Annotated in this window: 12 protein-coding genes; all 12 read left to right on the top strand. The window is 66.3% G+C overall.

Annotation, left to right across the window (positions count from 1 at the left end; genetic code table 11):
- The first annotated feature begins 10 nt into the window (after window positions 1–10).
- The 12 genes from V5F63_RS04665 (at window position 11) to V5F63_RS04610 (ending at window position 14,602) form a co-directional block, all read left to right on the top strand.
- On the top strand, window positions 11–1,990 hold the full coding sequence (locus V5F63_RS04665) for a conjugal transfer protein TraG (RefSeq protein ID WP_394101731.1): 1,980 nt from the start codon (window positions 11–13) through the stop codon (window positions 1,988–1,990).
- A 5-nt stretch (window positions 1,991–1,995) separates the two neighbouring features.
- Window positions 1,996–2,421 (top strand): CopG family transcriptional regulator, encoded by a 426-nt coding sequence (locus V5F63_RS04660; RefSeq protein ID WP_394101730.1) that lies wholly within the window; start codon window positions 1,996–1,998, stop codon window positions 2,419–2,421.
- Between the two features lie 313 nt (window positions 2,422–2,734).
- On the top strand, window positions 2,735–3,517 hold the full coding sequence (locus V5F63_RS04655) for a DeoR/GlpR family DNA-binding transcription regulator (RefSeq protein ID WP_394101729.1): 783 nt from the start codon (window positions 2,735–2,737) through the stop codon (window positions 3,515–3,517).
- Window positions 3,518–3,688: 171 nt separating this feature from the next.
- Window positions 3,689–5,254, top strand: a complete 1,566-nt coding sequence (gene glpD / locus V5F63_RS04650; RefSeq protein WP_394101728.1) for a glycerol-3-phosphate dehydrogenase — start codon at window positions 3,689–3,691, stop codon at window positions 5,252–5,254.
- A 55-nt stretch (window positions 5,255–5,309) separates the two neighbouring features.
- On the top strand, window positions 5,310–6,815 hold the full coding sequence (gene glpK / locus V5F63_RS04645) for a glycerol kinase GlpK (protein ID WP_394101727.1): 1,506 nt from the start codon (window positions 5,310–5,312) through the stop codon (window positions 6,813–6,815).
- A 104-nt stretch (window positions 6,816–6,919) separates the two neighbouring features.
- Complete coding sequence (locus tag V5F63_RS04640; protein ID WP_394101726.1) at window positions 6,920–8,302, top strand: ABC transporter substrate-binding protein; 1,383 nt, start codon at window positions 6,920–6,922, stop codon at window positions 8,300–8,302.
- 4 nt (window positions 8,303–8,306) lie between these two features.
- Entirely contained in the window at window positions 8,307–9,233 is a 927-nt protein-coding gene (locus V5F63_RS04635; RefSeq protein WP_394101725.1) for a carbohydrate ABC transporter permease, read from the top strand.
- Window positions 9,230–10,069, top strand: a complete 840-nt coding sequence (locus V5F63_RS04630; RefSeq protein ID WP_394101724.1) for a carbohydrate ABC transporter permease — start codon at window positions 9,230–9,232, stop codon at window positions 10,067–10,069. Before V5F63_RS04635 ends, V5F63_RS04630 begins: the two co-directional genes overlap by 4 nt.
- Window positions 10,066–11,118, top strand: a complete 1,053-nt coding sequence (locus V5F63_RS04625) for an ABC transporter ATP-binding protein (protein WP_024280786.1) — start codon at window positions 10,066–10,068, stop codon at window positions 11,116–11,118. Before V5F63_RS04630 ends, V5F63_RS04625 begins: the two co-directional genes overlap by 4 nt.
- Before the next feature lies 1 nt (window position 11,119).
- Window positions 11,120–11,923, top strand: coding sequence for a GntR family transcriptional regulator (locus V5F63_RS04620; RefSeq protein WP_394101723.1), 804 nt, complete (start codon window positions 11,120–11,122; stop codon window positions 11,921–11,923).
- A gap of 31 nt (window positions 11,924–11,954) precedes the next feature.
- Window positions 11,955–13,589 (top strand): arylsulfatase, encoded by a 1,635-nt coding sequence (locus V5F63_RS04615; RefSeq protein WP_394101722.1) that lies wholly within the window; start codon window positions 11,955–11,957, stop codon window positions 13,587–13,589.
- Window positions 13,586–14,602: a formylglycine-generating enzyme family protein gene (locus tag V5F63_RS04610; protein ID WP_394101721.1), complete on the top strand. Its 1,017-nt coding sequence runs from the start codon at window positions 13,586–13,588 to the stop codon at window positions 14,600–14,602. The genes V5F63_RS04615 and V5F63_RS04610 overlap by 4 nt, the downstream gene beginning before the upstream one ends.
- Window positions 14,603–14,655 lie beyond the last annotated feature (53 nt).

Raw genomic sequence — 14,655 nt, 5'->3', positions numbered from 1 at the left:
GGAGCGCAGCATGTCCGCGACCAAGATCCTTTGGGGCCAGATCCTCCTCGTCTTCGCCATCGTGCTGGCCACCACCTGGGGCGCTACTCAGTTCGTGGCGTGGCGGCTTGGCTTCCAGGACCAGCTCGGCCCGCCATGGTTCCTGCTGGGGCACTGGCCCGTTTATCCCCCGCCGGCCTTCTTCTGGTGGTGGTATTTCTACGACGCCTATGCGCCGGAGATCTTCACAGAAGGCGCCTTCATCGCGGCCTCGGGCGGGTTCCTGTCCATCGCCGCCGCCATCGGCCTCTCGGTCTGGCGGGCGCGGGAAGCAAGGCGTGTCGAGACCTATGGCTCCGCCCGCTGGGCCGAGCCGGAAGAAATCCGCGCGGCCGGGCTGCTCGGTCCTGACGGCGTGGTGCTGGGGCGCCATGGTGGGGACTATCTGCGCCATGATGGTCCCGAGCATGTCCTGTGCTTCGCCCCGACCCGGTCCGGTAAAGGCGTCGGCCTCGTCGTGCCCTCGCTGCTCACCTGGCCGGGCTCCGCCATCGTCCATGACATCAAGGGTGAGAACTGGCAGCTGACCGCCGGCTTCCGGGCACGGCACGGCCGCGTGCTGCTGTTCGACCCCACCAATGTGCGCTCCTCAGCCTACAATCCTCTGCTGGAGGTCCGCCGCGGGGAATGGGAGGTCCGCGACGTCCAGAACATTGCCGACATCCTGGTGGACCCTGAAGGCTCGCTGGAAAAGCGCAATCACTGGGAGAAAACCAGCCACGCTCTTCTCGTGGGCGCCATCCTCCACGTGCTCTATGCCGAACGGGACAAGACGCTGGCCGGTGTCGCCGCCTTCCTCTCCGATCCGCGACGCCCCATCGAGACAACGCTGGCCGCCATGATGACGACGGCGCACCTCAAGGAGGCCGGGCCCCATCCCGTCATCGCTAGCGCCGCCCGTGAGCTCCTCAACAAGTCCGAGAACGAGCGGTCGGGCGTTCTCTCCACCGCCATGTCTTTCCTCGGGCTCTACCGCGATCCCGTTGTGGCCGAGGTGACCCGCCGCTGCGACTGGCGCATCGGGGATCTGGTGGCAGGTACCCGCCCCACGACGCTCTACCTTGTCGTGCCGCCGTCCGACATCAACCGGACCAAGCCGCTCATCCGGCTGATCCTCAATCAGATCGGGCGCCGCCATACCGAGGACCTGCAGACCAAGGCCGATCGCCACCGGCTCCTCCTGATGCTGGACGAGTTCCCCGCCCTGGGGCGGCTCGACTTCTTCGAGAGCGCACTGGCCTTCATGGCGGGTTATGGGCTCAAGAGCTTCCTTATCGCCCAGTCCCTGAACCAGATCGAGAAGGCCTACGGGCCGAACAACTCCATCCTCGATAACTGCCATGTGCGGGTGAGCTTCGCCACCAATGACGAGCGCACCGCCAAGCGTGTCTCCGACGCCCTCGGCACCGCCACTGAGATGAAAGCCATGAAAAACTATGCCGGGCACCGCCTCTCGCCCTGGCTCGGCCATCTCATGGTCTCGCGCTCGGAGACGGCACGCCCGCTCCTGACCCCGGGCGAGGTGATGCAGCTTCCGCCTGCCGATGAGATCGTCATGGTCGCCGGCACGCCGCCCATCCGGGCGAAGAAGGCGCGATACTACGAGGACGAGCGGTTCAGGGAGCGGGTACTGCATCCGCCGGAGCTCCTGACCCCTCGCGATCGTCAACCTGACGACTGGACCGTCCTTCCGCTGCCGGTGCCGTCACAGCTCAGCCTGATGGTCGAGGGGAGCGACGACGAGGACACCACTGGCTCGGAGCGACGGCGCCAACCCGAACTCACACGGGTAGAGCCGGTTGAGGTGCCGCGCCCATCGCGGAACGAGTTCGAGATCGATCTGGTCGACGACAGCGATGAAGACGTGGCCCGGGTCGGTCGTATGACCCGTGTCATGCAAGGCGTCGCACGGCAGGTCTCGCTCGATCCCAATGACGGTATGGAGCTGTGACAGCGATGGCCGCGCGCAAGAAGAAAGCGCAGATCTCGGTCTATCTCGATCCGGCGACGATGGGGCTTCTGGCCGATTATGCCGCGCGGCGCAACCAGCCTCAGTCCCTGATCGCCGAGGCCGCTATAGCTTCCTTCCTGTCTCCGGACGCGGCCGAACAGCGGGAGGCGGTCATCACCAAACGCCTCGACCAGTTGGACAGGCGACTGGCCCGGCTGGAGCGGGACCTCGGCATCTCCATAGAGACGCTGGCCGTATTCGTGCGGTTCTGGCTGGCCACCACGCCGGCATTGCCCGAGCCGGTGGCCCAGGCCGCGCGGGCCAAGGCGGGGGAGCGGTATGAGGCGTTTGTCGCGGCCCTAGGGCGGCGGCTCGCGAAGGGGCCAAGGCTGGCACAGGAGATCGCTGAGGAGGGCTCCTCATGGCCGTGAGAAGGCATTTTGCGCCAAAAGCCGAAGTTCGTGCGACAACGACGAATGGCCGGCATGGGGCCGAGAGCGGGCATTCAGTCAGCCTCTTTGAGCAGCCCTCCCGTGGACCATCAACCGAAGGCGAGCGGTCTGACGAGAACTCTTCGATAACCATTGAAGCTTGACCGTTTCGGACTCGCGGCAACCTTCGCATCGAAACTTGAGAGGAACGCCGCGGCGCGATGAAAAGCGACCTTCCTATAAGTTTGAATTGATCGAATCGACGATGGCGGACACCGTACGGGTTTGAAATCGGCTCACAAGGTGGGCAGGTGTGCCTGTGTTGAACGATCGCCAGAACACCATCCTGTCCCTTGCCCGGGCGAGCGGCCATGTGGATGTTGAGGACCTTGCGCTCCGCTTCGGCGTGACGCCACAGACCATCCGCCGCGACCTTAACGCGTTGTGCAGCGGCAATTTTCTGGCCCGCACCCATGGCGGCGCGGTCATCTCGTCATCCGTGGAAAACCTGTCCTACGAGGCGCGGCGGCAGATCGCGGCACCGGCCAAGCGCGCCATCGGCGCCGCCGCGGCGGCGCTCATATCGGACAATTCCTCGCTCTTCATCACCATCGGCACCACCACGGAGGAAGTGGCCCGGGCGATTACCGCCCATCGCGACCTTCTGGTCATCACCAACAACATCAATGTCGCGCTGAGGCTTTATCCTTTCCCCGCGATCCGCGTGATGGTCGCGGGCGGACAAGTGCGCCATTCGGACGGGGCGGTCGTGGGGCCGGCAGCGGTCGACATGATCCGCCAGTTCAAGGTCGACACCGCAATCATCGGCGCCTCGGCCATCGACGAGGACGGATCGCTGCTCGACTTCGATCCCCTCGAGGTGACGGTCGCGCGGGCCATCATGGACAACGCGCGCCGGGTGATCCTGGTGTGCGATCGCAGCAAGGTTGGCCGCGTCGCGCCGGTCCGTCTCGGACACCTCTCCCAGGTGTCGGCATTCGTCACCGACCACCTGTCTTCGGATCGCCTGAGCGCCGTGTGCGCCACGCATGGCGTGCGTGTGGTGGAAGCGCCGCCGGACAACGAAAACAGATAACTTATTGATTTATCGTGTTATATCGATCGTACAATGTTCGTTGTTTTCGATTGCGAACATGGATTTGTTCGTTTTAGGTTTGGCCAGTGATCCGGATCGCTCCTTGGCCGCAACGGCCCGGCGCCGCATCGCCGCGAGATACGGCTGCAATGGGGTGCGGAGGCTGGGTCGATGGAACGAGTGCGCACGTCCGCGCAGGTGTCGGCGGGCCGCCCGGCAGCGGACGATCCCTTCGATATCGGCATCATCGGCGGCGGCGTGAACGGCTGCGGCATCGCCCGCGACGCGGCCGGACGGGGCTATTCGGTCTATCTGTGCGAGCAGGGCGATCTCGCCGGAGCCACCTCTTCCGCCTCCACCAAATTGCTGCACGGCGGTCTGCGCTATCTCGAATATTACGAGTTCCGGCTGGTGCGCGAAGCATTGACCGAGCGGGAAGTGGTCTGGGGGATCGCGCCCCACATCGTGCGTCCGCTGCGTTTCGTGCTGCCCTATCGCCGGGGCATGCGCCCGTGGTGGATGCTGCGTCTCGGCCTGTTCCTCTACGACCATATCGGCGGGCGCAAGCTGCTGCCCGCCACCCGCTCCCTCGACCTCGGCCGGGACCAGGCCGGTGCACCTCTCAAGCCGGATCTGCGCACGTGCGGCTTCGAATATTCCGACTGCTGGGTGGACGATGCTCGGCTCGTGGCGCTCAACGCCTGCGACGCCCGGGATCGGGGCGCCGTGATCGAGACGCGGGCGCGGGCGGTGGATGCCGCGCGCGCTTCGGACGGCTGGAGGCTCCAGGTCGAGAACGCCGAGACACACCAGTGCAAGGATGTGCGCGCCCGCGTGCTCATCAACGCCGCAGGCCCCTGGGCGGACCGCCTCGCGGGCCAAACGCTTCCGCCTCTCGCCGGCCGGCTGCGGCTGGTGCAGGGCTCGCACATCATCGTGCCGCGCCTGTTCGATCACGACCGCTGCTATATCTTCCAGAACCCCGACGGCCGGATCGTCTTCGCGATTCCGTATGAAGGGGACTTCACCCTCATCGGCACCACCGACCATGATTTCGAGGGGGACCCGGCCGCGGCCGCGATCACCACCGACGAGACCGGCTATCTCTGCGCCGCGGCCAGCGAATACTTCTCGCGCTCGGTCTCTCCTGCCGACGTGGTGTGGAGCTATTCGGGCGTGCGCGCGCTGTATGACGATGGGGCGAGCGCCGCTCAGGCGGCGACGCGGGACTATGTGCTGGAATTGAACGATGCGGGAGGCGCGCCGCTCCTCTCCGTGCTCGGCGGCAAGATTACCACCTATCGCCATCTCGCCCTCGACGCGCTGGACAAGCTCAGTCCCCATCTTGGCGCTGCGGCCTCGCGCCGTGGGAACTGGACGGGGAGCGCGCCATTGCCCGGCGGCGATTTCCCCCGCGGCGCGACGGCGCAGCTGGCGCAGTCCCTTCGGCAGAACCGGCCCTGGCTGACGCCTCCGGATGCCGCCCGGCTGGCCCGCACCTACGGCACCAGGGCCGAGACGTTTCTCGCGGCGGCGGACGCCGATCCCGCCGCGCGGACCACCTTCGGGGCGGGCCTGACGGTCGCGGAGGTGCGCCATCTGATGCGCGAGGAGTTTGCACGCACGGCCGACGACGTGCTCTGGCGCCGGACCAAGCTAGGCCTTCGCCTGACGCCGGCAGAGGTCGGGGCGCTGGAAGACTTCATGGCGTTGGAGCGCAACGGCGCGGCGGCCTGACGCGGGGCATAGCCCAGAACAAGAATGACCAAGAAAAAGAAGGGGGAGGAGGCGGGTGGAGACGCATATACTTGTCATCGACCAGGGCACGACTTCGACGCGATCCATCGTGTTCGATCGCAATTTCACGCCCGTGGCCTCGGCCCAACGCGAATTCCCGCAGTCCTTCCCGCATCCCGGCTGGGTCGAACATGATCCGCGCCATCTGTGGGAGACCAGCCTTGCGACCATGCGCGATGCGCTTGCGCGCTCGGGGCTGACGGCGGCCGACATCGCTGCCATCGGCATCGCGAACCAGCGCGAGACGACGCTGCTGTGGGACCGGCAGACGGGAGAGCCCATTGCGCCAGCCATCGTCTGGCAGGACCGGCGCACGGCAGACCTGTGCAACCGTCTCACGGCGGAGGGCTGCGAGGGCCTTGTTGCCGAACGCAGTGGGCTCCTCATCGATCCCTATTTCTCGGCCACCAAGATCGGCTGGCTGCTGGACAACGTCCCCGGCGCGCGGTGCCGGGCAGAGCGCGGGGCGCTCGCTTTCGGCACGGTGGATACCTTCCTGCTCTGGCAGCTCACCGGCGGTGCCGTGCATGCCACGGATGCGACCAACGCCGCCCGGACGATGCTGTTCGACATTCACTCCGGCGTCTGGGACGAGGACCTGCTCCGCCTGTTCCAGATCCCCGCCGCCATCCTGCCCGAGGTGCGCGACACCGCCGGCGCGTTCGGCACCGCCGCCGTGACCTGGCTGGGGCGCGAGGTGCCGGTGCTCGCCATGGTCGGCGACCAGCAGGCGAGCCTCGTGGGGCAGGCCTGTTTCTCGCCGGGGCTGGCGAAGGCGACCTATGGCACCGGCGCCTTCATGCTGCTCAATACGGGCGATGCCCGGCCGTGCTCGCGCCACCGCCTCCTGACAACCATTGCCTATCAATGGGATGGCAAGCGGACCTACGCGCTGGAGGGTTCAATTTTTTCCGCCGGCTCCACGGTGCAATGGCTGCGGGACAGCTTGGGCATCATCACCACGGCGGCCGAGAGCACGCGGCTGGCAGCCGAGGCGGACGATGATCAGCCGGTCTATCTCGTCCCGGCCTTCACCGGCCTTGGCGCACCCCACTGGCGCAGCGATGCGCGCGCCACACTGAGCGGCCTAACCCGCGGTACTACCCGCCGGGAGATCGCCCGCGCGGCGCTGGAGAGCGTCGGCTATCAGACCCTCGACCTTCTGGAGGCCATGCGGGCGGACATGCTCGACGCCGGTCTTGAGGGCGCCGAGGCGGTCATCCGGGTGGATGGCGGAATGTCCGACAGCGATTGGACGATGCAATTCATCGCCGACGTGCTGGGCAATCCCGTGGACCGCCCGGTCGTGCGGGAGACCACGGCGCTCGGGGCGGCCTTCCTCGCCGGATGGCGCGCGGGCCTTTACGGCGGGCCGGAGGAATTTGCCCGCAACTGGCACCTCGACCGGCGCTTCTCACCTGAGATGGCGGACGATCGGAGATCCAGCAAAATCAAGGGCTGGCGCCACGCGGTCGCGCAGGCGCTGCACGCTCAGGACTGACCTTCAACCCGCACAGAAGACAGGTGCGCCGGTTGACAGGTTATGATGTCTAATAGATTGTTATGACAATAGGCCGGATCCATATCGGCCAGGAGGAAACGCCAATGACTTCTGTGAAGCCCACGCGGCGTCACGTGCTGCAGGCTGGCCTTGCCGCCGTCGCTTTCCCCGCTCTCATCCGTTCCGCCGGCGCGCAGGATGCGGACCTTTCGGCCTACAAGGCTGCGAAGATCGACTGGCGCCAGGCATCCGGCGAGCAGATCACCGTCGCGGTGATCCCGGCGAGCTACTTCGACGCGCTCATCGCGCTCGCGCCCCAGTTCGAGGCGCTGACCGGCATCAGCGTCCGGTTCGAGAAAATCCCGCCCGCGCAGATCCGCCAGAAGGCTGTGATCGACCTCACGTCCAAGGCCGGCGGATATTCGACCCATGCGGCCGACCCGATGTATTACGCGCTCTACGCCGCGAACAAATGGGTGGAGTCGCTCGAGCCCTATCTCAAGGACGCGACCCTCACCGACCCCGCCTGGTTCCAGCCGGACGACATCATTCCCGCGTGGCGCAACGCCAACACCATCGACGGCAAGCTGTATGGCGTGCCGTATGACGGCGAGGTCACGGTCCAAGTCTATCGCAAGGATCTGTACGACGCGAAGGGCCTCAAGGCGGCGGATACGCTGGAAGACTACGTCGCCAACGCCGCGGCGCTGAACGATCCCGGAAACCGCCTTTGGGGCGCCGCCCTGCGCGGGGTCGCCGGTGCCGGGCAGAACGTCTACATCTATTCTTCGCTGTTCAAAGAATTCGGTGGAGACTGGTTCCCGGGCGGCAAGTTCCGCGTCAACGGGGCGGAAGCGGAAGCAGCGCTCAACTGGTACGTGGACGTGATGCGCAAATACGCGCCCACCGCAGCCCAGAACTGGAACTGGCCCGACATCGCCGATGCCTTCTCGCAGGGTACCATCGCCAGCTACATCGACGCGAACACGTCCGCCTCGGTCATCACCAATCCGGAGAAGTCCAAGGTGGTCGGCAAGATCGGCTTCGCGCGCTGGCCCAAGGGGCCGACCGGCAAGCGCGTGTCGTCCATCTGGAACTGGGGCTTCCCCATCAACGCCTCGCTGCCGGAGAAGCGGAAGAAGGCCACCTGGCTGTTCATCCAGTGGGCGGCGTCGCTCCAGACGCAGGCGCTCACCTCCTACCAGTTCTCCGGCCCGGCCAAGCGGTCCGGCGTGAACCGCCTGAGCCTCTGGAAGAACCCGGACTACGTGAAGCTGATGAATAGCTTCGGCGACAATTTCGTCGCCACCACCCTCGATGCGCTGGAACAGGATACGGACGTGAACTGGCGTCCGCGCGTGCCCCAATGGCCGGCCATCGGCGATACGCTCGCCACAGCGATCCAGCAGGCGCTCGTCGGTCAGGCGACCACCAAGGCCGCCCTGGACGAGGCACAGCGTCGTCTAGAGCCGATGATGCGAGGCTGATGTCGTGACGAAAGCCACCATCCTCGACGTTCCAGTCGGCGGTCACGCAGATCCCGCGCGGATGATGGAAGGACGGGAGCGCCGCTTCGCGGCGGCGCTGCTCGCCCCCGCCTTCATCGCCCTGATGGCGACCACCACGTTTCCGCTGCTGCATCTGGGATGGACCAGCCTGCATCGGATGGACCTCGCGATGCCGTTCATGGACGGCTTCGTCGGGCTGGACAATTACCGCGAACTCCTGGGCGATCCGCGCTTCTGGTCCGCCCTCGGGGTGAGCCTCGTCTATACGTTTTCCACCGTGATCCTGCAGGTCGTCCTGGGCCTCGCGCTCGCGCTGCTCGTCAACGGCATGAAGCGCGGGCAGACGCTGTTCCGCATTGTCGCGATCCTGCCGGTGGTGCTCTCGCCTGCCGTGGTCGGCATGGTGTGGCGCACCTTCATGCTCACTCCGGAATTCGGCGTGGTGGATTATCTGAGCATGACGGCCGGCCTCGGCAGCCACAACTGGCTCGGCGACCCCTCCCTTGCCCTGTTTTCCGTCGTCGTGATCCATACCTGGCAGTGGACGCCCTTCGCCTTCATGGTGCTGCTGGCCAGCCTCGCCGCCTTGCCGGAGGACATCTACGAGGCGGCGCGCATCGACCGGGCGAGCCCGTGGCTCTGCTTCGTCCGCATCACCCTGCCGTTGCTGCGCCCCGCCATCGTCATGGTGATCATCATGCGCACCATGGTGGCGCTCACCGCCTTCGCGGCCATCTTCACCGTCACGGGCGGCGGCCCGGGAACGGCAACCGAAATCCTCAATCTCTATGCTTACCGCAAGTCCTTCACCGAGCTGTCCATCGGCTACGGCTCGGCACTTGCGGTGGCCCTGTTGATCTTCACCCTCGTCATCACCGGCGTCCTGTTCGCGCTCCGGAGGGCGAAATGAAGGGTCACAAGCTGCGCCTTGCCCTGCTCCTCGGCGTGTCCGGCCTGTTCCTGCTGGCCTGGATCTTCCCCATCTTCTGGAGCCTCCTGAACGCCTTCAAGAGCGAGCAGGATGTCATCGCCTATCCCCCGAAGCTGATCTTTACGCCGACGCTCGCGGCGTTCCGGGATGTGCTGTTCGGCCCCACATCCATCGTGCCGAACCTCGTCAGCAGCTTCATCATCTCCATCGGCACGACCATCGTGACCATGGTGCTCGCGATCCCCGCCGCCTATGCGCTCGCCCGTCTGCGGGTGCCGGGCAAGAAGTGGTCGGGCTTCTACGTGCTCGCCACCCAGATGCTGCCCCCGGTGGGCATCATCATCCCCTACTTCCTGATCCTGCGGGACATCGGCTGGATCGATACCTATCAGGGCATCATCCTGATCTATCTCTCTTTCTCGCTGCCCTTCGCGATCTGGCTGCTGGTGTCCTACTTCGAGGACCTGCCCTTCGAGATGGAGGAAGCGGCCTTCATCGACGGTGCGAGCCGACTGATGACCCTGTGGCGCATCATCCTGCCCCAGGTGCGCGGCGGTGTGGCGGTGACCGTGGTCTTCGTCTTCCTGAATGCCTGGAACGAGTTCCTGTTCGCCGTGGTGCTGTCCGGAAACGTGGTGAGGCCGGTCACCATCTCCATGTTCAACTTCGTGTCGGTGGAACAGACGCTCTGGTCGAAGCTGGCGGCGGTGTCCGCGCTCGCGATGCTGCCTGTCATCATCCTCGGCATCATCGCCCAGAAACACATCGTGAAAGGCCTGACGGTCGGCGCCGTCAAGGGAGGAGGACGCCGATGACCGCGCGCGGACTGGTTCAGCTCGAAAAGATCGTCAAGAAACACGGAGCTTTCGAAGCCCTGAAGGGCATCGACATCGAGATCCGCCCCGGCGAGTTCTTCGCCCTGCTCGGGCCGTCGGGCTCCGGCAAGAGCACGACGCTGCGCATTCTCGCCGGCCTCGATGCCCCCACCTCCGGCCGCATCCTGCTGGATGGGAAGGACGTGACCGGAGCCGATGCGCGCGCCCGCGACATCGCCATGGTGTTCCAGAGCTATGCGCTCTACCCGCACATGACGGTGGCCGAGAACATCGCGTTTCCCCTGGAGATGGCGAAGACGCCGAAGGCCGAGATCGCGCCCGCGGTTCGGGAGGCGGCCGCCAAGGTGAAGATCGACCACCTTCTGGACCGCAAGCCGGGGCAGCTTTCCGGCGGCCAGCAGCAGCGCTGCGCGCTCGCCCGGGCCATCGTGCGCAAGGCACGGCTGTTCCTGCTCGATGAGCCGCTCTCCAACCTCGATGCCATGCTGCGCCTCGCCACCCGCGTGGAGCTGAAGAAGCTGCAGAGGTCGCTCGGCGTGACGGCCGTGTATGTCACCCACGACCAGGAAGAGGCGATGACCCTCGCTGATCGCATGGCGGTGTTCCGAGAAGGCGAGATCTGCCAGATCGGCCGGCCGGCGGACGTGTTCGCCGCGCCGAACTGCATCGAGGTGGCCGCCTTCATCGGCAGCCCGCCCATGAACCTCATCACCACCCGGACCACGGCCGGAGGCGTCCTGATCGGAGGCCGTCATGTTCCGGTGGCCGCCTCGCTCGAGGCGGGTCGCGCGGTGGTGGTGGGTGTGCGGCCCAGCGCTGTCCGGTTCGATCCGGCCGGCATTCCCGTCACCGTCGAGGTCGTGGAGAACCTCGGCGACGCCGCCATCCTCGACCTCACCCTCGATGGCACTCCGCTCAGGGCCCGATACGACCGCTTCCCGCTGCCGCGCGAAGGGGAGACGATGGCCGTGTCGTTCGCTCCGGAAGACATCCATCTGTTCGACCCAACCACCGGCCGGCGGATCTGACATGCTCGCGCCCATGAAACCCGCGCCCAAACCCGCCGCGACGAAAGGTAAGTCCGCGCGCGAAGCGAACGGGACCAAATCCGGCGGGGCGGGAGCGACGCCGCTTCACATCCAGGTGCGCGACGCCATCCGTAGTCAGGTGCGTGAGGGCAAGCTCATCGATGCGGATGGCCGGCTGATGCCTGAGGCCGAGCTGGTCAAGCATTTCGGCGTCAGCCGCATCACCATCCGCCACGCGATCCAGCCGCTGGTCGAAGAAGGCATGTTCGCCCGCGAACGCGGTCGCGGCACGTTCCTGAAGTCGAACGAGCCGGAGAACTGGCTCGGACGGCTGATGGGCTTCTCCGAGACGATCCGCGATGCCGGCTTCGAGCCCGGCGCGCGCATTCTCCATCAGGGCATGACCAACGCCCATGATGACGCAGTACGCGAGGCCCTGCACGAGCGCGCGGTGTGGGAACTGAAGCGCGTGCGGCTCGCGGATGCGACGCCCATCGCCATCGAGCATGCCTTCTACCCGCCGGACATCGGCCTTGAGCTGGAGAAGCGGGATCTGGTCTCCATCCTCATGTACCGGGTCTTCGAGGAGGAACTTGGGCTCACGATCAAGGAGGCGAGCCAGAGCATCTCCGCCACGCTCGCCGACGAGGCGACAGCCGGCCTGCTCGGGGTCGCGTCCGGCGATCCGCTCCTTGCCATGGAACGCCTGACCGTTGCCACGGACGGCCGGCCGCTGGAGCTGCTCCGCTCGGTCTACCTGCCCGACTATTTCCGGTTCTCCATCAATCTGACGCGACGGGCGTGACCGAGGTCACGCCGCCCCCCTGGAGCCATCCATGTCCGACACGCCTGCGACCAAGCGCCCGAATATCGTCCTCATCCTGAACGACGACATGGGCTTTTCCGACATCGGCTGCTACGGCGGCGAGATCGAGACGCCCAATCTCGACCGGCTGGCGGCCAACGGCCTGCGCTATTCGCAATTCTACAATACCGCACGCTGCAGCCCGTCCCGCGCTTCGCTGCTCACCGGCCTTCATCCGCACCAGACCGGCATCGGCATTCTCACCTACAGCACCGGGCCGGAAGGCTATGTGGGCAATCTGAACAAGAATTGCGTGACCATCGCCGAGGTGCTGCGCAAGGCCGGGTACCGGACCCGCCTCACCGGCAAGTGGCATGTGGCGGCGAACCTCACAGAGCCCACCGATACCTGGCCGCTGCAGCGCGGCTTCGATGAATTCTACGGCACCATCATCGGCGCCGGCAGCTTCTATTGGCCCAATACGCTGACGCGCGGCAACGAGAATGCCGAGCATGAGGCCAAGGAAGATCCCAACTTCTTCTATACGGACGCCATCAGCACCGAAGCCGCCGACTTCATCCATCGCCACGCGAAGGAGCATCCCGGCGCGCCCTTCTTCCAGTACGTGGCCTATACGGCCCCGCACTGGCCGCTCCATGCGCACCCCGAAGACATCGCCAAGTACAAGGGCCGCTTCGACGCCGGCTGGGACGAACTGCGCGAGGAGCGCCTGTCCCGCATGATCAAGTCGGGGCTGATCCATCCCGACTGGAAGCTGACCGACCGCGATCCCACCCAGCCGCCGTGGACGGAGGCGGAGGAGCGCGCGTGGCTGGCCCGCTGCATGGAGGTCTATGCCGCCCAGATCGACCGGATGGACCAGGGCATCGGTCGCGTGCTGAAGGCGCTCGAGGACACCGGGCAGATGGACGACACGCTAGTCATCTTCCTCTCCGACAACGGCGCCTGCGCCGAGGACATTCCCGAGGATGTTTCGCCCCAGGCCCTCGTCGAGGACCTGATGATCGCCCGGGCGCAGACCCGCGATGGCCGTCCCGTGCGCTTCGGCAACATTCCCGAGATCATGCCCGGCGCGGAGGACACTTATCAGAGCTACGGCGTCGCCTGGGCCAACCTCTCCAACACGCCGTTCCGGCTCTACAAGCACTGGGTCCACGAAGGTGGCATCGCCACGCCCCTCATTCTCCACTGGCCGGCCCAGATCACGGCAGGCGGCGAACTGCGCCATGTGCCGGGCCAGCTGCCGGACATCATGGCGACCATTCTCGACGTGACCGGCGCCGCCTATCCCCAGACCCATGACGGCAATGCCATCCTGCCCTGCGAAGGCGTCAGCCTCGCGCCCTCCTTCCCGGAGGACGGCGAACGCACGGAGCCGATGTTCTGGGAGCACGAGGGCAATGCCGCGGTGCGTGTCGGCCAGTGGAAGCTGGTCCGCAAATATCCCGGCCCCTGGGAACTCTACGACATGGAGGCCGACCGCACCGAGCTGCACGATCTCTCGGCGGGCGACCCCGAGCGCGTTCAGGAGATGATCGGCCTCTATCAGGCGTGGGCCGAACGCTGCGGCGTGATCCCGCGCGAGAAGATCCTCGAGCTGATGAAGGCCCAGGGCGCCGCCGCCTTCTGGGAGGAAGAGGAGTGACACAGGGGCGGGAGAGCGGCGGGGCGGAGGAGGCCGGCAAGTCGCCGACCTGCTGCTGCGCGCGCCGCCCCGAGACGGCAGGCGAAGCGCCGCCGCCGCCTCCGCCGGCCTCCACCGGGGGGAAGGGCACGGCCTTTCGCTGGATTGCGCTGCCGGGTGGACGCTTCCTGATGGGCACATCCGGCGGCGAAGGCTTCGCGGGCGATGGCGAGGGGCCGGCGCGGCCGGTCACGCTGAGCTCGTTCCGGGTGTCGGCCTATGCGGTGACGAACGCGCAGTTCGCCGATTTCGTCCGGGCGACAGGCCATGTCACGGAGGCCGAACGCTTCAACTGGTCCTACGTCTTCCACGCGCTGGTGCCGCCGGAGACCGCGGCCCGCATCGAGCGGGTGCCGGTGGAGGCGCCCTGGTGGCTGCCCGTGCCGTTCGCCTACTGGGCCCAGCCGGAAGGCCCCGGCACCACCGTTCTCGACCGCCTGGATCACCCGGTGGTGCATGTGTCCTGGAACGACGCGGTGGCCTTCTGCGCGTGGTCGGGCACGCGCCTCCTGACCGAAGCGGAATGGGAATATGCCGCGCGCGGCGGACTGGACGGCAAGCTCTATCCCTGGGGAGACGAGCTGACCCCTGGCGGCCGGCATCGCTGCAACATCTGGCAGGGCACCTTCCCGGATCTGAACACGGCGGAGGACGGCTATGTCGGCACCGCCCCCGTCCACGCCTTCGAGCCGAACGGCTATGGCCTGTTCAACGTGGCGGGCAATGTCTGGGAATGGGTTCGGGATGTCTTCAGCCCCGAATATCACCGGGTTACAGGCGATCGCGACCCCGTCCATGACGGGCCGGGCGCGAGCCGCTCCATGCGTGGCGGCTCGTATCTGTGCCACAGATCCTACTGCAACCGCTACCGGGTGGCTGCCCGCAATTCCAATACGCCGAACAGCAGCAGCGGAAACATAGGCTTTCGCGTCGCCGTATCAGATGGCGCGGTAAAGCTCGCGCGGAGCGGCTGAATGTGCCGACCGTCAGATGACGATCACGAGTTCCCTTACGCTTGATACATCGT

This window comes from Xanthobacter wiegelii (assembly GCF_043193855.2).
GTDB lineage: Bacteria > Pseudomonadota > Alphaproteobacteria > Rhizobiales > Xanthobacteraceae > Xanthobacter > Xanthobacter flavus_A.
Note: the sequence above shows the minus strand (reverse complement) of the source record. Positions and strands in the feature narration are given on the sequence as shown.

Bases quoted from the DNA above. Each gene is read 5' to 3' on its own strand.
- V5F63_RS04665 (WP_394101731.1), top strand. From the start codon at position 11: ATGTCCGCGACCAAGATCCTTTGGGGCCAGATCCTCCTCGTCTTCGCC.
- V5F63_RS04640 (WP_394101726.1), top strand. From the start codon at position 6,920: ATGACTTCTGTGAAGCCCACGCGGCGTCACGTGCTGCAGGCTGGCCTT.
- V5F63_RS04625 (WP_024280786.1), top strand. From the start codon at position 10,066: ATGACCGCGCGCGGACTGGTTCAGCTCGAAAAGATCGTCAAGAAACAC.
- V5F63_RS04615 (WP_394101722.1), top strand. From the start codon at position 11,955: ATGTCCGACACGCCTGCGACCAAGCGCCCGAATATCGTCCTCATCCTG.
- V5F63_RS04660 (WP_394101730.1), top strand. From the start codon at position 1,996: ATGGCCGCGCGCAAGAAGAAAGCGCAGATCTCGGTCTATCTCGATCCG.
- V5F63_RS04630 (WP_394101724.1), top strand. From the start codon at position 9,230: ATGAAGGGTCACAAGCTGCGCCTTGCCCTGCTCCTCGGCGTGTCCGGC.
- V5F63_RS04620 (WP_394101723.1), top strand. From the start codon at position 11,120: ATGCTCGCGCCCATGAAACCCGCGCCCAAACCCGCCGCGACGAAAGGT.
- glpD (WP_394101728.1), top strand. From the start codon at position 3,689: ATGGAACGAGTGCGCACGTCCGCGCAGGTGTCGGCGGGCCGCCCGGCA.